General features: G+C 59.7%; 14 protein-coding genes. All 14 read right to left on the bottom strand.

All coding sequences use genetic code 11. From position 1 onward, the window contains the following. Positions 1–9: 9 nt before the first annotated feature. Complete coding sequence (locus tag ACFOYU_RS08855) at positions 10–1,278, bottom strand: glycosyltransferase family 4 protein (protein ID WP_377033245.1); 1,269 nt, start codon at positions 1,276–1,278, stop codon at positions 10–12. Further along, on the bottom strand, positions 1,275–2,435 hold the full coding sequence (locus ACFOYU_RS08850) for a polysaccharide deacetylase family protein (protein ID WP_377033244.1): 1,161 nt from the start codon (positions 2,433–2,435) through the stop codon (positions 1,275–1,277). Before ACFOYU_RS08850 ends, ACFOYU_RS08855 begins: the two co-directional genes overlap by 4 nt. Positions 2,436–2,495: 60 nt before the next feature. Then, a complete protein-coding gene (gene asnB, locus ACFOYU_RS08845; RefSeq protein ID WP_377033243.1) occupies positions 2,496–4,478 on the bottom strand; it encodes an asparagine synthase (glutamine-hydrolyzing) in 1,983 nt (660 codons plus the stop codon). A 73-nt stretch (positions 4,479–4,551) separates the two neighbouring features. After that, positions 4,552–6,918, bottom strand: a complete 2,367-nt coding sequence (locus tag ACFOYU_RS08840; RefSeq protein ID WP_377033344.1) for a GumC family protein — start codon at positions 6,916–6,918, stop codon at positions 4,552–4,554. A 387-nt stretch (positions 6,919–7,305) separates the two neighbouring features. After that, positions 7,306–8,616 carry an O-antigen ligase family protein gene (locus ACFOYU_RS08835; RefSeq protein WP_377033242.1) on the bottom strand — a complete coding sequence of 437 codons (1,311 nt, stop codon included), beginning with the start codon at positions 8,614–8,616 and terminating at the stop codon, positions 7,306–7,308. A gap of 42 nt (positions 8,617–8,658) precedes the next feature. Then, a complete protein-coding gene (locus ACFOYU_RS08830) occupies positions 8,659–9,798 on the bottom strand; it encodes a glycosyltransferase (protein WP_377033241.1) in 1,140 nt (379 codons plus the stop codon). After that, positions 9,791–11,722: an asparagine synthase (glutamine-hydrolyzing) gene (gene asnB / locus ACFOYU_RS08825; RefSeq protein ID WP_377033240.1), complete on the bottom strand. Its 1,932-nt coding sequence runs from the start codon at positions 11,720–11,722 to the stop codon at positions 9,791–9,793. Before asnB (ACFOYU_RS08825) ends, ACFOYU_RS08830 begins: the two co-directional genes overlap by 8 nt. Positions 11,723–12,256: 534 nt before the next feature. Further along, positions 12,257–13,285 (bottom strand): UDP-glucuronic acid decarboxylase family protein, encoded by a 1,029-nt coding sequence (locus tag ACFOYU_RS08820; protein WP_226736569.1) that lies wholly within the window; start codon positions 13,283–13,285, stop codon positions 12,257–12,259. Between the two features lie 106 nt (positions 13,286–13,391). Continuing rightward, positions 13,392–14,507, bottom strand: coding sequence for a glycosyltransferase (locus ACFOYU_RS08815; protein WP_377033239.1), 1,116 nt, complete (start codon positions 14,505–14,507; stop codon positions 13,392–13,394). After that, entirely contained in the window at positions 14,504–15,598 is a 1,095-nt protein-coding gene (locus tag ACFOYU_RS08810; protein ID WP_377033238.1) for a glycosyltransferase, read from the bottom strand. Before ACFOYU_RS08810 ends, ACFOYU_RS08815 begins: the two co-directional genes overlap by 4 nt. Beyond that, complete coding sequence (locus ACFOYU_RS08805) at positions 15,595–16,707, bottom strand: glycosyltransferase (RefSeq protein WP_377033237.1); 1,113 nt, start codon at positions 16,705–16,707, stop codon at positions 15,595–15,597. Before ACFOYU_RS08805 ends, ACFOYU_RS08810 begins: the two co-directional genes overlap by 4 nt. Continuing rightward, positions 16,704–17,798: a glycosyltransferase family 4 protein gene (locus tag ACFOYU_RS08800; RefSeq protein ID WP_377033343.1), complete on the bottom strand. Its 1,095-nt coding sequence runs from the start codon at positions 17,796–17,798 to the stop codon at positions 16,704–16,706. Before ACFOYU_RS08800 ends, ACFOYU_RS08805 begins: the two co-directional genes overlap by 4 nt. Before the next feature lie 202 nt (positions 17,799–18,000). After that, a complete protein-coding gene (locus tag ACFOYU_RS08795; protein WP_377033236.1) occupies positions 18,001–19,116 on the bottom strand; it encodes an SDR family NAD(P)-dependent oxidoreductase in 1,116 nt (371 codons plus the stop codon). After that, positions 19,113–20,225, bottom strand: a complete 1,113-nt coding sequence (locus ACFOYU_RS08790; RefSeq protein WP_377033235.1) for an NAD-dependent epimerase/dehydratase family protein — start codon at positions 20,223–20,225, stop codon at positions 19,113–19,115. Before ACFOYU_RS08790 ends, ACFOYU_RS08795 begins: the two co-directional genes overlap by 4 nt. Between the last annotated feature and the right edge of the window lie 246 nt (positions 20,226–20,471).

The raw sequence follows: 20,471 nt of genomic DNA, 5'->3' as shown, positions 1-20,471 counted from the left end.
TAAACATCCCTATGTAGGCTCACCCTTGCCTGCAGGCACGATCTTCACAGGCGCGTGGCGTGAGGACGGCGCCATAGCCTGCGCAAGAGTCGCCTCAAGACGCCGCGCTAACACGTCTCTCGAAAACTGCTCCTCTGCAAGACGGCGTGCATTGTGCTGGAACTCCAATAACGTTTGCGGATTGTCGCGCATCCAAACAGCCTTGTCGGCGAAGTCAGAAGCATTATCCGGCTCTACGAGAACACCCGTTCTTTGTCCCTCGGCAATCTCACCTAACCACCCTGGCATATTGGTGAGGATCGGCTTGCCTGCGGCTAGTGCGTCGAACAATTTATTAGGAGAGCAGGTTCGAAGCACCGGAACATTCTTGAAGATCGTCATGCAGACGTCGGCTGCAGCAACTACCTCGGCTGTAAGGTGCTTGGGCGTCGGGCCGGAAAAAACGACATTATCGAGCCCCTCTCGGATTGCGCGCGCCTCAAGATTTGCTCGCTCCATCCCATCCCCGTGCAAGACGAAGACGATATCGTTTTCGTTCCGCCGCTTCAGTTCAGCGGCTGCGTCCAAGACGAACCCAAGACCGTTGGCGAGTCCCATCGTTCCTATATACGCGAGCGAAAAGCGCCCCTGAATCCCGATACTCTTCTTCATCTCGCTGCCATCGATGTCCGGATGGAAAAGGTCCAAGTCCGCAGCGTTTGGGATGACCGTGATCTTATTCTCGGGAACACCCGCATCTACAATACCGTCCCGCATTCCGGGAGAAAGCGCCACAATATGACGGGCCCAGCCATATGCCAGACGTTCAAGTCCACGAGCCAGCCTCTTCCCAATTGGATTGGTAAGAACTCCGAGCTGAATGGCACCCTCGGGCCAAAGGTCACGCACTTCGAACACCATCGGGACCTTACGCAGCCAAGAGGCATAAATGCCGGGAAGTGCAATGGTCAGCGGTCCGCTGGTTGCAAATACGACATCTGCCTCGATCGACGCAGCTTTCCGAGATGCGCCGACCGCAAAGCGGAAGAACGCCTGTATCCGCTTTCTGAAGCCCATCTTGTTCGAGTACGGAACAGGGAGCCAGTGAACGCGAATTCCTTCCTCCACTGTCTCGAACCACTCCGCAGGATCATTCTCCCGGGCATGGGTATAAGATGTCACCATCTCGACCTGATGCCCCATCGCCACCAAGCGTCGCGCGAACTCGTAGGAACGGTTGCCGGCAACTCCAATCATCGATCGAGTGAAAAAGTATTGGTGAAGATAGATGATTCTCATGAACAACCAGCTCCACGTGTTTGACTTCGCGCCTCGAAGGCGACCTTCAGGCGATTTAAGGGATATGCAGTTGATTGCGGAGGACGGACGACATGGCTGACCCGAGCCAAGCCCGCCAGCTTTGCGATGAAGCGAGGCATCGTATCCTGCATTCCGACGTAAACCCGAGGAACAGCCATCCGGCGCCGCGGCACCTGTGAAAGGGATACCGGTCCCGGCCCCAGACTGAACGCCAGTGGAAGCCCTTCAGCTTCGACCGCTCCTCCATGCGCTGCCGAGTAGTCTCTTACGGAACCATTCGGATAAGCAAAACCTAGCGGCTTGGCGCCGAGATGACGCGTCAAATGCTCAACCGACGTGGCGATCTCCCTGGAAGCCTCCTCCTGCGGCAGGCTCGTCAGAATCGGATGCGTATGCGTGTGAGCGCCGAACTCAACCCCTTGTCGGGCGAGATCTCGAACCTCGGACCAGTTGAGATAGAGGTGCTCGAACGTACTGGGGGACGGGATGGGCACATCCAGCGCAACAGACAGTTCATGAACGGCATCTGTTCTTTTCGATCCAGGCTGGCGCTTAACGGCCTCCACCCATGCGTCGGTTGCGGCATCGCGCTCTGCGGCTGCCCGAAGCTCCGCCTGCCCGATCAGTGGGAGGTCGAACGTGTCCGGATCTGCCTTCGAGAAGAGATAGGCGGCGAGATCCCAGATGAAGGGTCGCCCCGTCCCGATGTGATCCGTTGCCAGGAATATAACGGCAGGAATGCCGCGATCCTGCATGATGGGCCATGCAATGCTTCCATTGTCCCGATAACCATCATCGAACGTAACGATGACCGGACGTGGCGGCATTGCCCGTCCCTCGTCAAGCCAAGCGACGAGGTCACGCAGAGAGATAGGGTTGTAATGCATACGCAGGAAATCCATCTGCTGCGCAAAATTGTCCCGCGTCGCACTGATTGTCGGCTTGTAGCCTTGAAAGAGCAAATCTCCCGGCGCTAAGACGCGGTGGTAGCAGATGACGGTCAGCCAGTTGGTCGACAGGAGCCTGATCAAACGCCCCGCACCAGCGGAGCCGGCAGCAAGCAACGAGTGCGGGAGAATCCCCGCTGATCCATCCTTGTGAACCTGGCGCCCGAAGCTGCTCGATGAATGGCTCACTGTATCCTCTCGTGTCCGTTACCTCCGATGGAGGCAGGTTCAGCGCAACTCTCAGGTCTGTCAGGCGACTTCGGGAATGCCTGTGTCGAGATGCCTCTCACCAGAAGTGGGAATGCCGGCTGCAGGTGTCATCGTACGGTCTAGGAAGATGCGTCCCCACAATTCGATGCTCATGAGGGACAGCAATGTATACGATCCATCCACATGACCGCTTTCATTGGCAGCTCTAAGCTTCTGGACCTCCTGTGGGTCGAAGAAACCTCGGCTCCGTATCACTTGGGGAGACAGCAGATCCTCCTGCAGATCTCTGAGCTCATTTCGCATCCAGGTTCTCAAAGGCATGCCGAATCCGGTCTTCGGGCGATAGATCGCCTGATGAGGCAGATGAGCCTCCATTGCCTTTTTGAAGACCCACTTTCCCTCTCTCCCGGCTTGCTTGAACCGGGTCGGAAGTGCCGCTGCGATCTTCACCAGTTCGATATCGAGCAGCGGAACCCTGCACTCGACTCCACAGGCCATCGACACCTTGTCGAAGAAGTTCAGGTTGTGATCCGGTACGAAGAACTTTCCATCCAGGTAAAGCATCTGGTTCGTGAGAGAGGTTGCTGCCGGCAATCGCTCCAGGGCTGCCATGAGCGGAGCTTCAACTCCCTCGCCGGCGAGCTCCTGTCTTAGGTCAGGAGCAAGCAACGATGCGACAAGGTCAGGGTGTCCCCAGTAGAAGTAGCTGGCAATCCGCTCCCTTTGTGGCAAATGTGCATAGGAAAGCGCTTTGCGCATCTGGCGCATGAGGGGGATGCGCACGGGCATGTGACTTGCTAATTGCGCGACAGTGGCACGCGCCGCGCCGGGCAGCCATCGCCAATATCGCTCCTGTTCGAGAGCATAATGCCGCCTATACCCGGTAAAGATATCGTCGCCCCCCATCCCGGACAGGAGGACCTTGATCCCCTGCCGCCGCGCAACGGAGCTTATGAGATAGGCGTTGATGGGCGATACGTCAGCCTGAGGCTCATCCATCATGTAGATCATGTCAGGCAAAAGGTTGAGACTTTCCGGGCCGACGGAGACCTCTTCGAGATCGACACCAATATGCCGTGCAACCCGATGAGCATAAGGCAGGTCGTCCTCAATCCCCTCCTGCCGGGCGTCGGCGCGATCAAAGCGAATCGTGAAGCAGGGTAGCCGGCCGCCCCTGGCGCTCGCTTTCGCGAATGCAACCACGGAACTTGAGTCAAGGCCGCCGGAAAGAAATGCTCCGACAGGTACATCCGCGACCATCTGACGTTCCACGGCGTTCTTAACCCCGTCATGGACGATCGATATCGCTTCTTCCGCACTCATCTCCTGGGGCGCGCTCGCATAAGGCAGATCGTAGAACGACCACATCCTCTCGATCCGGTGACCTCGCGCGACGAAGGCGTGACCTGGGAGCAGCTTTCGCACACTCTTGATCATGGTCGCCTCACCGGGACTCCAGTGATAGGTCATGTAGGCCCGCAAGCCCTCCGGATCGACGGACCAATCGACATCATGGATATCAAGAAACGACTTGATCTCGCTGGAGAACAGAAGTCCGCGGGCGGTCTCGGTGTAGTAGAAAGGCTTCACCCCGATCCCATCCCGCGCAGCAAACAAGGTTCGAGATCGTTTGTCCCAGATCGCGAACGCGAATATTCCGTTGAGGGATGTCAACATATCGACACCCTTCCAGAGGTACATCTTGAGAACGACCTCCGTATCTGAGCGCGTTTTGAAGCGGATCCCGGCCTGCATCATCTTTTCACGCAGCTCGACATAGTTGTAGAGCTCGCCGTTGTAGATGAGCACGACGTCATCCTCCGCCATGGGCTGACTAGCGGCGGATGTGAGATCAATGATCGAAAGGCGCCGGTGCGCCAGACCGACTTGTCTGTCCTCGGAAACCCAACGCCCGGCACCATCAGGTCCACGGTGAGCGATCCGGCGGCTCATCCCCTCAAGTTCGGCTTCGTCAAACCGGCCGAGATATCCTGTTATACCGCACATCGCAGCCTCCACCATCACATGATCCGCTGAACCCAGAGCAGGATCCGTTCACCTGAATCGTTTCACTTCAGTGCGCCAACACCATTTCTCACGATGCGAAATTCAGGGCAGTGAAGACATTCTTGTTACTTATGTGTGTGACCTCATCGACAAGGCTCCGAACATTCTCCGGCGCAGTACGCCCTGCACGTGCGACCACGAGAACAGCATCGACATGATGGACGAGCATGAGCGGATCAGCGACCAATCCGGCGGACGGCGTATCGAGAACGATCAGATCGAAATTGCTTCCCAGCTCCCGCAGAATTTTGCCGAGCCGCGCCGATTGAAGTGGACGGTCGGGTGGAATATCCGCCAGATCCCCACTGGTGATGACAGAGCACGTGGAACGTGGGTCCGCCGAAATCAGTGGTGCGGATATAACTCCAGGGGATAGCAGAAGCTGGGCAAGACCGTTGCGGTTGTCCAATCCCAATCGAGTATGCAGAACCGGATCGCGAAAGTTGCAGTCCAAGAGGGCAACCTTGAGACCTGCCTCAGCAGCCGTTCGCGCCAGCGACAGGGCGATGGTCGATTTACCTTCCGCCGGATGAGAGGATGTTACGAGAAGAGATTTGAAGCTCTCACCGCTGCCTGCGGCTATGGATACTCGCAATCTCCGGATTGCTTCGGAGAACTCCGATGTCGGCCGGTCGAAGATTTCGTCCTCGGGGGCAACGCCACCCCGTCCGGAGCCTCGCTTGATCGCAGGAACAATGGCAGAGCAACGAAGACCCGTTGCCTCCTCAAGCTCATCTTCCGACTTGAGGTTGGCAGGATAATTGTCTCGCGCATATGCCGCTCCGACTGCGAGCACAAGGCCGGCCGCTCCTCCGAGCAGAACAAGAATCGTACGTGGCGGGAAGCTCTTGACAGGGGGAGCACTGGCGGCAGCGACGACATGGACATCGGGAGAAACGATGTTCCTCTGCTGCGCCAATGCCTTCAAGCGGCCGAGATACTCTTGATAAAGCTGCCGTGTCGATGCTGCTTCTTGCTGAAGACGGAAGAGGTTGACCGAGATGTCGGTCGAGGGGTCGGTCCTCTGGATGACTCTCTCCAGCTCCTGGCGTAGCAAAGCGAGCCTTTCGTTTCCTGCCTCGAACTGTCTCCGGATAGGCTCTATGCGCTGTGCGCTGAGAGCCTGCAGTTGAGAGTTGACCAGTTCCAGCCTCTGGCGGAGATCGGAACGCTCCCTGTCACCCTCGGAAGGGCGCTGAATCCTCTGCTCGAGAGTTCGCCGCTGCTCATCCATAACAACCATTTCAGGGATAGAGAGCGACTGCCCCAGTGAGGCATAGTTCTGGGACGCGATGAAACCCTCGATCTCTCTCAAGCGCGTAGTCAGCGAGTTGAGCTCACGAGTCGTGGAGGCGATGCTGCCTTGAACCCGGTCGACGTCGCGGCGGCTGGCATCATCATTAGGTTGCGATGCCTGCGCCATTGCAAATGCTTTGATCTGCGTCTCGGAACGACGCAAGGCTTCGCCGAGTTCAGAGACGCGTTCGGTAAGTGCCGCTTCCGCACGCTCAGCAGAACGAAGCTTGGCGCGAACCTGGCCGTCGATATATGTCTCCGCATAAGCATTGGCGAGCCGAGCGGCTTCCGAGGGGCTCTCTGCCGTGACGTCGATGGCAATCACGTTCGTCAAGCCGCGCCTGCGAACCGTCGTGATCCTTTGCAGGGCCCTGGCCGCGATGGCATTCGGATCAGTCTTCCCGGATTCGAGAGCATCCTGTCCCTCAGGGCCGACGCTTTCATCGCCGAGCATTCCAAATCCTGACTGCAACGATGACTTGAAGACGTTGAGCGTGCCACCTACGAACTGTGAGATCACGCTTTCGTCACCTTCGGCGCCCGCAACGAAACGAGGATCGCTTGCAAGATTCAGGCGAGATGCGACTTCTTGTGCGATGCTGGGCGACTTCATGATCTCGACTTCGCTGTCCACGTTTGGCGAAGCGGCCGCAGGAGCAGGCGTGTCGAGTCCCAGGAGGCGGAGATCCCTTTGATCGACGACGAGCAGTGCCGTCGCCGTGTACTTTTCGGCGAGGCTCAGCACGATTCCGGTTGTCAGCACGACCATCCCTATCGCTATTGCAGCAGCAAGCAGGAAATGGCGGCGGACCGCCCCAACGACCCTACCGATCGTTCTGGCAGCGTCACCTCTGCCTCGACTCGGAGTTCCATGAGCCTCTCTCAATGACGGTGGCCGAGCTTGAGGCTGCTCAAGACGAGATCTTGTCTGCCCAGCTTCCGAGGGGCCGTGCTCTCGCGGCTGGTTGCCTGCCGCGGCAGAGCGGCTGCTTCTGAGCAGGTAGGGCGCCTGAGGAGCATGCTCCCCAGCACCTGCTAGCCGCTCTCTTTGCGGCGACGTAGAAGGAAGCTCAGGAGCTCCATCGTTTCCTTGATACATCATCCCCAAAGCCTGTCCTGAGAGCTTTGGAGTGCATGGCTCGCCGAGCCAAACCAGCAGGCATTCCAACAATCAAATTGGCGATGCTACCGAGCACCCGCAATTACATCATTCTTGGCATGTCTGCCGACGACGGCGATTCAGCACTCCAGATTTGACAGGTTAAGAATGCCCCATCGCGCCACTCCCCGCCACGCGTCGCAACCGACGAGTTCGGACTACTCCAGAAGTGGCTGAAGTAATCGGGCGGTTTTCCAGGCCCCGCTTGATGTTCCAGGAAAATAATTTCCAGTCAGAACGATAACGCTCGAATGACATGAACTTCAGACGTCCGCTGACTAGACACGACGCCCACCGGTGACGGTAGGATCTGATAAGACCTAGGTGTTACGACATGCGCGGCAGCATGCTGTACTTCACGTTTGCATGGCGTGGCGAGAAAGCCAGGAGGGCCAAGACCACTCCCAGGAACATATCGGCAAAGCGGAGGAGCAGGACATGATGGGATACCATCATGTCGCTCATCAAAATGATCGTAAAACCATAGACGATGCCTCGATGTGGGGCGGAAACGCCGTAGGTCAGCAATGAGAGGAGAAAGACCAGGAGCATCACGAGAGGAACCATTCCCCCTTCGCCAGCGATCATGAGAAAGGTGTTATGAATCCCCAGCCATTCATTGACCTCAATTCCGCCGGCCACCTTGCGGACCCCACCCTCCATGGCATGGAACTCGCCGAGCCCTGCTCCCCAGGGGAAGTTGCTCGTGATCTTCTCGAAGCCCATCTCGAAGAGCACATTGCGGCCGGTTGTCGACCTTTCATTGATCTCACCGCCTGCCAGGTTCAGGACATCAGACAGGCGCTCGCGCTGCTCCCAGGAGAGGTTGAGGAGATCGTTCTCGAATACGAACCAGAGACCCGAGAAGACAAGAACGAGGCCGACTGCGGAAAGGACGAGGGTCATGAATGATCTTCTCGTCAGCAGAAAAAGCGCAGTGAGAACAAGGAGCGTCAACATCCCTGCCTTGGAAAAGGTCATGATCAGGGCGACGACCGCGACGGCACCCTGAACGAGTCGCAGTGGGAGACTGCTGCTGGGAAGCGCAGCGATCAGGACGATACAGTAGAGGGCTATCATCGCCGCTTCGTTCGGGTTCTCGAAGAACCCTGACGCGCGGTCGGCCGACTCCATTCCCTGCCTGAGCTGGTCCGCATCAATGCCGGGCATCATCGGTGTGACCTGATAGGGCCTGATGACGTCCGATAGGATCACCATGACACAAGAGACAAGAAGGATGTTCTTGAGAATGGTCAAAATCCTGGTGAGCTCTGCCTCATCGACGGAGGCCAGCCAGAAATGGATGGCCGAGACGAGCAGGATCGTTGCTCCGTAGGATGTTATATAGCTTGAATTGAAACTCGACCCGAGGATTCCAGCCAATCCTCCAAAGAGCAGGTACGAAGCGACTGTGAGGGCAAAGAGCAAATAACTTGGAGTTACATAGGCAATCCGCGCATATTTGATGCACATGATGATCGTCAGCAGGAGAATGATCGGCGACAGGAACGCTTCCGCTCCCAGGAACAGCAGAATGACGCCGTTCAGGTTCAGCCCTGCGAACAGCATCAGGCCCAGGCCGAGTGGATCGACCCTCCGATGCGATGCGGTGCTCGCATTGCTGAAAGAGGCTTTCATTCAGCCCTCACCGATGAGCAGGTGCCTGCGACTTCACGCAAGTCATTGTGCCAAACTCCACCCACGACCGACACCTCTCAAGGCGAAGGACCGGGCATCAAATAGTTCCTCGTATTTCAGCACGACCTGCCGCACATCGAATTGGCTGACGACATCCGCAGACACTCGCTGATGTGCTCGGCTGCGGAATTTGTCGATCGCCTCCGCAATGGAGGAAGGTGTATGATCTGCAGTGATCTCGCACTGAGGAATGTTCTCCAGAATGGGAGCCAGTCCCGCGACAGGTGTCGCTACGACGGGCGTCCCGCAGGAGAGCGCCTCCAAGACAACGTTGGGAAATCCCTCGAAGCGCGATGACAGGAGAAATCCGTCGGCTTGTGCATAATAGGGATACGGGTTGTGCCGGTACCCAATCAGGCGCACCCGCTCTTCAACGCCCATCCTCCGAGCTTGATCCTCCAGCGACTGCCGCAACGATCCTTCACCCAGGATCGTAAGGTGGAGATCCTTGTTCCTGGCGAGCGCTATCGCTTCTATGGCTGAATCGAAGCCCTTTTGGTCTTCAAGTCTTCCTGCAGCGACGAGATTGAAGATGCTCGGGTCATAGTTCGGCTCATCTGATCCACTGGCCGCCCGCTCCCGGACGAAGGCGAAATCAAGAGGGTTGGGAATGACTGCGGCGGCTCCGCCGAACCAGTTCAGAGATTTCCGGTAGTCCTGCTCCATTTCCGGGGACTGAAAGATCATCAGGTCGGTATTGAAGAGAGCGATCCTGGAAAGCATGCGCCATAGAATGGGCTGGCGGTTTCGCTCCAGTGCCGCACTGAAGAGAATGGTCGGCCGGGCAATGAAGCGTGTATGGCGTGGCCAGAAGTGCCGGGTACTCCCCAAAGCGACATTGAAGTAGTCGATTGTCGAGAAGACCACGTCCGGCCTGACCTGCCAAATATGGCGGACGATCCTGTGCAACGCGTAGCGCAACCGCGGTGCCTTCAGGTCCGTGACGGGGATGTCGGCTGGCAACTCGTCGGCAAAGACGGAATTTTGCTGGTTCACCACTGCAAGGGAAACATCAAACCTGCTCCGAGACAGGTTTCGCAGCAGCGTCGCAGTGACCCGCTCTGCCCCCCCGGGCACGAGAGCGGGGATAAAGACCAGAACTTTGACCTTTCTTTCACTCATAGCGCGTCTGCCATGCACGGAACATCAGCACACGCCACAGGTGATCTTCGTAGTTCCATCTTCCCGCCTGATGATCCCGCCAGATATTCTCCACCATCCTCGTGTTCAGGAACTCATCCTTATGCTGTTTGGCGAAGAGCAGATCCCCGGCCCAGGACCGGAGAGGGCCCTTGAGCCACTCGCCAATGGGCACGCTGAAACCCATTTTGGGCCTGTCCGTCAGTTCGGTCGGAACATGGCCCTCCAGGATCCGACGAAGGGGCCATTTGGTTCGACCACCACGGACTTTGTAGGACGAGGGCAGAGAGAAGGCGAATTCGACGATCCTGTGGTCGAGCAGCGGCACTCTTGTCTCCAGGCCGACCGCCATGGCGGCTCTGTCGACCTTCGCAAGGATGTCGGTGGGGAGGTAAGTCAGCGTGTCGAAGGCAGAGGCGAGGGACAACATGTCTCGTCCGGCCGAGAGAGAAGGTGCCGCCGCGCTCATGTATCCTTCTCTTCGGTCGCTGAGAACGAGCGTCCACTGATCCGGCTGGAATGCTAGTGCCATGTAGCGCTGAGCAGGGTCGTCGAAGGCCAGTGTCTCCGAGAGAATCCTGAGGCGGTTCGCAACCGACTTCGGCAATTGCCCGACGGGAAGGGATCGAAGCACATTCTGAGCGGCCGACGATCCGAATGCCAGCAGGAGGGTGCTCAGCAAGGCCTTGGCCGGAAGCCGCTCGATAGCCGAGGCAGTAAGCTGACGCTTATAGCCGCAGAACAACTCGTCGCCCCCGTCTCCGCTCAAGGCGACGGTGACCTCACGACGTGCGAGTGCCGTCAATAGGGCTGTCGGGATCTGGGAGCTGTCGGCAAAGGGCTCGTCCCATATATCCGCCAGCTTGGGAATCATCGCGAGGGCATCCCCCGCTGTGACAGTCAGCTCCTTATGCTGCGTTCCAAGGTGGTTCGCCACCTGCGCCGCATGAGCCGCTTCGTTGAAACCCGCCTCTTCGAAGCCGATGGAATAGGTCTGCACCTTGCGATCCGAAACCGACTGCATCAAAGCGACAACCGTGCTCGAGTCGATGCCCCCCGACAGGAAAGCTCCGACTGGCACATCGGCTACCATCTGGGATGCGATGGACTGGAGCATGAGCCGCCTCAACTCATCCACGGCATCCTCAGCCGAACCGCGGAATGGCTCCGCCCGCAGCGCATCCTGGAGAGACCAGTAGTCGTCCAGCCTGACATTGCCGAAGGTGGGATTCTCGGCGGCAGGCAGGGTCAGAACCTGCCCTGGCCCAAGCTTTCTGATGCCCTCATAGATCGATAACGGTGCAGGCACCGCCTTCTGACAGAAATAGTGCCACACGGCAGCGTGATCGGTGGAAGGAGAGAAGCCGGGGATTGCATGGAGGGCCTTGAGCTCTGAGGCGAATACGAACATCCCGCCCCAGTGCCCATAATAGAGAGGCTTCTCGCCAAGCCGGTCTCTTGCCAACGTCAGCGAGCGGTCAGCCTTGTCCCAGAGGGCCAAGGCGAACATCCCGACGCAACGATGGAGCGCTCCTCTGATCCCCCAGGCCTCGATCGCGGCAAGAAGGCTCTCCGTATCCGAGGTTCCTCTCCAAGCACCTCCCGCGGAATCTGCGAAGCCGGCTCGACGCAGTTCTTCTCTGATCTCAAGATGGTTGTAGATCTCTCCGTTGAAGGTGAGCACATAGCGCCCGCTCGCGGATGCCATTGGCTGATGGCCTGCCGGGGACAGGTCGATGATGCTGAGGCGCCGATGGCCCAAGGCAACGCCGGCCGCAACATCCAGCCAGTGCCCCTCGTCATCGGGACCACGGCTGACAAGGCTGGTTGTCATCCTCTGAAGGACATGAGCCGGATCATTTATCTGCGACCGAGACGAGAAGAGGAATCCGGCAATGCCACACATGGCTTTCCTTCAACGGAACAAGCACTGGCAAAAAATGCCGTGAGTATCTGCTGGGTTTTCTGCTGAAAAGCTCTCATGGGGACTCAGGACGGTCAATGCGCGGGGAGCCGGCGGGAGGCTGAGCTCCGGCGACGAGATGTGGCTCGCTCACCCATTCGTATGTATCGACATTTCAATGGCGGCCGACGAGGCGTATAAGGATCCTCGTTAAAGCCTATGTCTGCTATCTGTCTGCACTGAAAGGATTATTGAGGCTGAACGGCATCGATACGAACCGACGTTTCGCGATCCGTCAGACCTGTTACCGTCGATTCGCAACTGACGGATGACCATATGGTCGGACGGGCGGAGGATCTGTCTCCTATAGAGAATACCTCATGTGAGGTAGCGGCAAAAAAGGATAAAATCCAAGTCAAGCCGTGACGAAGGAGCAGCCGATAGAGGGATGATTCATGTGAGCTCTCCAATCCGGAGTTCCACAGGAATCATCCCTGTTCTTTTCAAGAACCGATGCGACCGCGCGGCTCTGCTCCACTAGCTGAGCGGAATTGCACCGTCGAGCGCCGCGGGAGTACGGGTGAATTTGCTCTCGCTCTTCTGCTCCTCGGAGAACCAGGCGATGGTGGCTTTAAGGCCGCTTTCGAGAGGCGTCGCCGGGTTCCAGCCCAGGAGTTGTCTTGCACGGGTAATATCAGGACGGCGGCGACGGGGATCGTCCACCGGCAACGGCCGCCTGACGATCCTGGAGGAAGAGCCGGTCATCGACAGGACACGGTTTGCCAGATCTCCGACAGTGAGCTCAACCGGATTGCCGAGATTGACCGGGCCGGGCAGAACGCCGTCATAGGCCATAAGGCGCATGAACCCGTCGATCAGGTCCGACACGTAGCAGAACGACCTGGTCTGGCTTCCATCCCCATAGACGGTGATGTCGTCGCCCGCGAGGGCTTGGCAGATGACGTTGGAGACGACGCGACCATCATCCGCGCGCATCCTGGGACCGTACGTGTTGAAAATACGCGCCACACGCACCTCTGCTCGGCCAGACCGCTCGAAGTCGAAAGTCAGCGTCTCCGCTGCTCGCTTTCCTTCGTCGTAGCAGGCCCGCGGGCCGGTCGGATTCACGTTGCCCCAATAGCTCTCCGTTTGGGGGTGGACTTCGGGATCCCCGTAAATCTCGCTTGTGGATGCGAGGAAGAAGCGCGCTCCCGTTGCCTCGGCAAAGGTAAGGAGATTGTGAGTGCCGACGACGCTGGTCAGCATCGTGTGCTCTGGATCGGCTTGGTAGTGAGGGGGTGACGCTGCGCACGCCAGATTGAAGATCTGATCGAACTTCGTCCGCTTCGAGCGCAGTCGGGCAGGCAGGGGCCTGATGATGTCGCTATCGATCAGATCGAAGCGGGGCTCTCGCTCAAGATGACGGAGATTCTGCTTACGCCCTGTGAGAAAGTTATCGACGGCAACCACGTGAGCGCCTTCACTGAGAAGGGCATCGCACAAGTGGGACCCGAGAAATCCGGCTCCACCCGTGACAAGGACGAGCTTGCTTTTGCCGTTCTTCATGAAGACGTCTCCTTACTAGATCACAACGCGATACTGAAGACTTAAGCCTTTGTTGCTCCAACCCAAAAGCTTGGCATTTGTTCAACCTTATCCATAGAATCTATTCTCAGATTCCGGATGCGGCTTGCAGGACGGGCCTGTGCTCATGGCTTCTGCGATGCAGAGCCTCGAGAAGACCGCCCTCCATCGAGAGAGCGCGGTGACCTGCGGTATGCTCCGCCAGGATTCTTGCTTGAGCGGCGGCTCCAAGCGCCGCGCGCTTGGCATCAGACCACCCGCAAAGGGCCTCGATGACGTCATCCGCCCTTTCAGCGAGAATGATCTCCCGTCCTGGCAGAAGAAGAGTGTCGAGACCCGCCCATACGTCCGAGATGATCGGGGTCGCGCAGGCGGCAGCTTCGAACAGGCGTACGCTCGGACTGAAGCCTGCGCGGATCATATCCGCGCGTGTCACGTTCAAAGTGAAGCGGCTTGCGGCATAGAAGGCAGGATGATCGCTCGGGGGGACGTGGTCTATCCGCTCGACGTTTTCCGGCCATTGAATGTCTTCCGGGTATTGAGGACCGGCCACGACGAAGCGCATATGTGGCACACGCCGCGCCGTCTCGACCAGAAGACGCTCCAGTGTCGGCTGCCGATCCGGGCTGTATGTCCCAAGATAGCTGAGGTCCCAACGTTTCTCCCGGCTCAATACGGGGTAGACCTCAGGGTCGACGGAGCAATATAGCGCCCGCGCTGCCGGTGAGCCGTAGTGATCCATGAGGAGATCCAGCGTCGGGCCGCCTGTGAACGAGAAGTAGACGTCGTAACCAGGGATCAGCTTCGGCGCGAGATACTCATAGTCTCCACGCTCCAGTTTCGCGAGCGTGACCGGTGTGTCGATGTCGTAGAAGGCCGTCACGCCTTTTGCTGCGTTCTGAACCCATTCGCCGACAGCGACGCCTTCCGGCACATAGGAGCCCACGATGACAGCATCGGCATTCGCGACTTTGTCCTTGTAGCGAGCGAGATCGGCCAGGCTGGTATAGAATTCCAGCTGACAGAAGTCCGGGTTCGAGAGGTCACGATGGGCCGCATACCAGGGGACGTCCCTCTCGAGGAAGAGCACCTCATGGCCACGTGCGGCGAAAGCCTTTAGCAGCGCCCGAAACGTGGTGGCATGGCCATTTCCCCAGGAGGAAGAGAGACTCAGCCCAATGACGACAACCTGGAGCCTCGTCACGCAACGCTCCTTTCCTGCTTCTGTGAAGCCTGCTGGCGCAGGATGGCGTCGACCTCGGCGCCACGGCGCGCGTAGGTGTGTTCCTTCAAGATGCGCTCTCGCGCCGCATCGCCGATGGCTTTGGCGCGTGCCGGTGTCAGAGCCTCGACATGGTCGGCGACGTCTTTGCCGTCACGCGCGACGAGAACCTCCTCGCCTTCTTTGAGAAAGAGCTCTAGGCCGACCCAGGCATCGGTAATCAGGCATGCCCCTGCGCCTGCAGCCTCGAATACGCGGGTCGCGGGGGAAAAGCCTGTGGTCGCCATGGAATCACGGGCGATATTGAGAACGGCCAGCGGGCTTGTATTGAACGCGTTGTGGTCACGCGTGTAGACGTGGCCGATGTGGCGCACATTGGCCGGCATTCCCTTCGTTTCCCACCCGTTGCCGCCAATGAGGAAGCTGCGATTCGGCAGACGGGCGGCCGGCTCCAGGAAGAAGTGCTCCACACGCGCTTCACGGTCCGGGAGACGATTGCCGAGAAAGGAGAGATCCGCCTTGAAACGCTCATCCGCCGGAACAGGATGGTGGGTCGAAGGATCAAGCGCATTGTAGATCGGCATGCACCGCCGTGCACCGAACCCCTCATAGGCTTCAACGACCGGCGGACCTCCACCATAGGTGAGAACGAGATCCAGCGCCGGCATGGTGCGATGCAGCGGATGGTCCGGACTTTCCCTCAGCTCGGAGAGCGTTGCGGGAGCATCGACGTCCCAGAAAATGCGGACTGCCTCGGGCCGCGAAGCGGCGACGACGCCCTCCAGAAGTTCATTGTCGAAGACTCCGACACCTGATGCCTTCACGACAACATCGGCCCGGGCCGCCTCCGCGATGACCGCACGCAATGCCTCCTCGGTTGCAGGATAGACCTTCACTTCGGCCCATTCCGGCGGCTCGATGTCCCGATGCTTCTGGCGATCGAAGGCATCCGGCTCATAGAAGGTGATGCTGTATCCGCGTCGCGCAAGATCGCTGAGCATGCCGCGGTAGTAAGTGGCGGCCCCGTTCCAGTAGGAAGACAGAAGGCTGGACCCGTAAAACGCGATTTTCATGCGGACATCTCCGTCGGCGCGGCGGCACCGTATGTGGCAAGGATGGCAAGAAGCTGATCGACCCTGTGGGCGCAGGAATGGCGGTTGCGGATAGCGGCCAAACCGTTCTCCACCAGGGACTTCCGGAGATCGGGATCGCTGTTGATGGCTCTCAAATGGCGCTCCATCTGCGCCTCACTCTCGGCAACCAGGTAGTCCGTCCCGGGCCTGAACAGCCCCTCGCTGTCCTGCCAGGGTGCAGACACGAGTGGAATGCCGCAGGCCAGCGCCTCGAAGACGCGGATGGTCGGGATGCCGGGAAGCATGTCGACGTAGAACCGGCGGGGCACATGAACCGTTGCCAAGTGGCGTGCGAAAACCTCCGGAGCCCGGGCGTTCGGCAGCCAGCCGCGATAGGCCACGCCATACCGGTCGAGCATTGCGAGAGCTTCTTCCGGATAGCGGACGCCATAGATCTCTAGCGGCAATGCAACGGTCCTCGCCGGCCGCAGGAGAAAACTCTCCAGCTCAGCACTGCGCTCGCCGTCCCCCCAATTGCCGATCCAGACGAGCCCTTTCCGATCGCTCTCCTCCGCGGGCGGGCGGAAGAGCTTCGTATCGGCGGCCTCATGCCAGACGTAAACCCGGTTGCCCCAGCCCCAGCGACGGTAGACTTCGGCAAGCGTCTCGCCGAAGGCGAGAACGCCGTCATAGCCATCGAGATCGAACTGCTTGATCGCCTTCGGATCGCTCACGGCTCTGTGGTGGGTGTCGTGGAAGAGCAGTGTGAAGGGCGCTCCCCCGCGGCGCAGCTTGCCAATCGCAGCGACGAGCCAGGGATCGTTCCATTCATGCACGATGACCACATCCGCACCGGCCAGGGCTTCATCGAGATCGATATCCTCATTGAACGTGTTCGACGACAACTCGGGGTAAAGACTGCGATAGGAGGAAAGCCCTTTTTCACCATGATCCTTCAGGAGGTTATCAAGGCTCCAGGCTCCTGCAGGCTCGTAAGCCGTTACTTCATGGCCGCGGCTTGCAAGCTCCCGCAGGACGCCTCGCAGGAAATGTGCGTTGCCATGATTCCAGCATGAGGCCAGCGAATGGGTGAAGTAGACAATTTTCATGCAGCGGCTTCCTCGAGAGAGGATTTACGGATCTTCGACTGAAGCAGGGAGCGATACGCGGCCAAGATGCCGGCGCTCATCGCTTCGACGCTGTAGCTCTTCGCCCGCTCCCGGGCCGCGAGACCTTGCTGCACGCGCAGCTCCGAGCGTGAAGCGAAATGCTCGACTGCGTTCGCAAGTGCCTCGTCATCGTCAGGTGGAACGAAGGCAGCTACACCGTCCCAGAGTTCGCGGAATGTCGGAATGTCGGAGAGGACGAGCGCACAGCCGGCCTGTGCCGCCTCCAACACCGCAAGACCGAACGGTTCATAGCGAGCGGCCGAAACGAAGATCGGCCTTTTGCTGAGATGGGTTCGGATTTCCTCGTCGCCCAGCCTGCCCAGCGTACGGACATGCTCGACGTGAACGCGGGCGCCGTTCGGCCCGTCAAGCGGACCTGCAGCCAAGACCGGGATCGACAACCGCGCGGCAGCACGATCGATGGTGGCGATATTCTTGCCATCGTCCCAAAGCCGCCCGGCGGTGAAGGCGGCCGGCTCGGAGGATGCCGGCTCGCAGACCAGCCCTCCACGCCGTCCGTTCCGTACGACGGCGGGCCCTCTCTCGAGCTCGTAGATGTCTGCTGTCGAACGGGCAAAAGCCAATGTCGGAGCTATCAGCATGTCTGCCGCACGGTAACCCTGCCGAACGAGTTCCGTGCGCCATGTGAATTCGTCTGGGAGAGGTCCGGAGCGAACCGCCTGCCACCACGTGGCGACGCAGGAATGGCAGACCGCCACGACGGGAGCGGGAAAATCCGCTCCTCCAGCCAAGGCCGGACTGTTGAGGTGGATCAGATCCGGGGCAGCCTGCGCGGCGATGCGGGCGGCAATCCTCGCGGCCTCCTCGACCTCGCTACGGCGGGTGGCGGTCCAATCGAGAGGAAGTCCCGTCAGGATCAGCTTGACGCCGACGGCCTCAGCCATCGCCTGCTGATCCTCCGATGGCGCAGGACCAAGCACTGCGAGCGTGACTTCCACCTGATGGGCGCGCAGGCCATCGGCCAGATCGAGGGCATACTGCCAGACGCCGCCAACGGCATCGGCCGTCATGAATACCCGCAGATCTGAGCCAGTGTTCAAATCTGCAGACACGCGGCCTCCAGACCATTCGGTGTGAATGCACGGTCACGGAAGAAAATGCCGGAGCATCTGGCCGCCGGGGAGCGACGGTCGCCTGTCTGTCTGCTGGTCGTGCCGCACGCCACCTGCTCCTGCGCTTGAGCGAGCGGGCTCGTCCAGCTTGAGGCGCATCTCATGACAAGGCCTCCGCGGCATGGCGGCGGAAACTGGATTGCCCGGCCTTCCCGTGTCCCCTTTCCTCCTGCAGCCACTGGGCAAGGGCGGCAACGCCTTTGCGCCAAGGTGTTGGGGCATTCAACCCGAGCTCGCGGGTCAGGAGACGCGTGTCGGAGACGTAGTAGCGCTGGTCACCCGCACGCCAGTCGGAATAGGTCGTCTCGACAGGGTGCCCCAGCAGATCCTCGATGTGGCACAGAAGCTGTCTGAGGCTGATCGCGTTCGCCGGCCCTCCGCCCAGATTGAATGCCCGACCCTGGACGGCATCGATGTTTCTCCATGCGGAAACATAAGCCTCGACGGCATCCGAGATGTCGAGGACGTCCCGCACCTGGCAACCGTCGCCGTAGATGGAGATCGGCTCTCCCCTCAAGGCCCGGATCAGGAAATGCGCCACCCAGCCCTGGTCCTCGGTGCCCATCTGCCGCTGGCCATAGATGCAGCTCATGCGCAGAACGCAGGTCGGCACCCCGAAGGACCGAGCATAGTCGAGAACGTACTGATCGGCCGCGCCCTTGGAGCAGCCATAGGGTGTGTGGAAATCGAGGGGGCGCCCTTCCCCGATGCCGGCATTTCTGATCGCTGGATCGCGCGGCACATAGGAGTCGTTCGTCTTGTCCAGTTCGACATCGGCAAGGTCGCCATAGACCTTGTTGGTAGAGGCAAAGACGAGCGGGACCGGTTCGCTGCGCCGACGGAGCGCATCGAGGAGGTTCAACGTTCCGCGGACGTTGATTTCGAAATCCTCACGCGGATCGACGAGGCTCGTCGTGACCGCCACCTGAGCGGCCATGTGAAAGACGGCCTGCGCCTCCTGGGCGGCATCGGCAAGCGTCGCCTCATCCCGGATGTCCGCGACGACGGCGGAGATCCTGCCGGGATGACGCTTCTTGAGCCACTCCAGGTTCGCATCGACGCCCGGCCGGGCGAGCGCGTCGTAGACGAGCACATCGTGGCCTTCGCGCGCGAAGCGGTCAGCCAGGTTCGATCCGATGAAACCGGCGCCGCCAGTCACAAGGATCGGGCGGCGGCGCAGAATAGCCGGCGCGCTGGGATGATCGTCCTGCCTCATGCGACGAGTCCCCGGGACTCGAGTTCCTTGCGGGCCTCCTGAACGAGATCCTTGGCCTCCTGCTTCGCAACCCATTCGGCCAGCTCCGCCAGACCCGCCGAAAAGTCACGGCGGGGGGCATAGCCCAATTCCTGCTGAATCTTGCTGATATCGGCAATGCAGTGGCGAATGTCGCCGATGCGGGCCTTGCCGGCGATCTCGGGCTCGATCGGCCGGTTCATGGCCTTGCCGAGAAGCTCCGCGACCTCGCACACCGTCCGGTCCTGGCCGCTGCCGACATTGAACACGCCCCCCGGCGCCTTCTCGTGCTCAAGCGCAAGAAGGAAGGCCTGAGCCACGTCCTCGACATGCACGAAGTCACGGCGCTGCTGCCCATCCTCGAAGATCATGGGCGGCTGACCGTTGTGGAGCCGCGAGGAGAAGATGGCGAGAACACCTGTATAAGGATTGGAGAGCGCCTGTCCGGGCCCGTAGACGTTCCAGAGCCTGAGCGCCACGCCTTCCATGCCATAGGCGGGAGCAAGGGTCAGCGTCAGGCGCTCCTGCACGTACTTGGACAGAGCATAGACCGACGCCAGAGCCGGGCGCTTCCACTCGGGAGTGGGAACCGGAATGAGAGGGCGTCCCTGCGCGTCGAGCGGATCCCAGGAGGCATTCTCGCTGGCTCGCGGCACGCGAACGACATCTTCCATCAGCCGCCCGTCGGCGTCCTTGTAGAGCCCCTCGCCGTAGATGCTCATGGAAGACGCGACGACCACCCGTTTGACAGGGTTGTCGATGAGCTGCTGGAACAAGACCGCCGTGCCGTAATCGTTCACCGAGACATAGCGGTCGACCGCGTACATGCTTTGGCCCACGCCGACCTCGGCCGCGAGGTGGACCACCTTGGTCACACCCTTGAGCGCGCGCAGGATCGCGGTCTCGTCACGAACGTCGCCGACGACGACCTCAACCTCGGGATCGAGCCCGTCGGCCTGCGTCCTGTCGCCATGCACCTGCTCGATAAGGCTGTCGAGGACGCGCACCCGATGCCCTCGCTCCAAGCAGGCCCGCGCGACATAACGGCCGATGAAGCCCGCACCGCCGGTAATGAGGATCGTATCTGCCACGGGTCACTCCAGATTGGTTTCCGAACCAGGGGTCGGAGGGTAGGTAACTGGGAATGAGGCCTCGCCTTCGACCGGGCAGCCACATGAGCTGTCGATACTCTCGGATGCAGACTCGACTTCACAGCGAGCACCAGCCATCCTCGATCGACCCATACGGATTCCGGCCCAAGCTTGGCCTTTCGCTAAACAAACGCCAAAGCATCTTCTTTGTTCCTGCTGGAAGGGTAGTTTGAGCAGCCCGGGGCA

The organism is Microvirga sp. GCM10011540, from assembly GCF_042650665.1.
GTDB lineage: Bacteria > Pseudomonadota > Alphaproteobacteria > Rhizobiales > Beijerinckiaceae > Microvirga > Microvirga lenta.
This window is presented reverse-complemented; position numbering and strand designations above follow the sequence as displayed.

Bases quoted from the DNA above. Each gene is read 5' to 3' on its own strand.
- ACFOYU_RS08800 (WP_377033343.1), bottom strand. From the start codon at position 17,798: ATGACGGCCGATGCCGTTGGCGGCGTCTGGCAGTATGCCCTCGATCTG.
- ACFOYU_RS08810 (WP_377033238.1), bottom strand. From the start codon at position 15,598: ATGAAAATCGCGTTTTACGGGTCCAGCCTTCTGTCTTCCTACTGGAAC.
- asnB (WP_377033243.1), bottom strand. From the start codon at position 4,478: ATGGTGGAGGCTGCGATGTGCGGTATAACAGGATATCTCGGCCGGTTT.
- ACFOYU_RS08835 (WP_377033242.1), bottom strand. From the start codon at position 8,616: ATGAAAGCCTCTTTCAGCAATGCGAGCACCGCATCGCATCGGAGGGTC.
- ACFOYU_RS08855 (WP_377033245.1), bottom strand. From the start codon at position 1,278: ATGAGAATCATCTATCTTCACCAATACTTTTTCACTCGATCGATGATT.
- ACFOYU_RS08830 (WP_377033241.1), bottom strand. From the start codon at position 9,798: ATGAGTGAAAGAAAGGTCAAAGTTCTGGTCTTTATCCCCGCTCTCGTG.
- ACFOYU_RS08840 (WP_377033344.1), bottom strand. From the start codon at position 6,918: ATGTATCAAGGAAACGATGGAGCTCCTGAGCTTCCTTCTACGTCGCCG.
- asnB (WP_377033240.1), bottom strand. From the start codon at position 11,722: ATGTGTGGCATTGCCGGATTCCTCTTCTCGTCTCGGTCGCAGATAAAT.
- ACFOYU_RS08820 (WP_226736569.1), bottom strand. From the start codon at position 13,285: ATGAAGAACGGCAAAAGCAAGCTCGTCCTTGTCACGGGTGGAGCCGGA.
- ACFOYU_RS08795 (WP_377033236.1), bottom strand. From the start codon at position 19,116: ATGAGGCAGGACGATCATCCCAGCGCGCCGGCTATTCTGCGCCGCCGC.
- ACFOYU_RS08805 (WP_377033237.1), bottom strand. From the start codon at position 16,707: ATGAAAATTGTCTACTTCACCCATTCGCTGGCCTCATGCTGGAATCAT.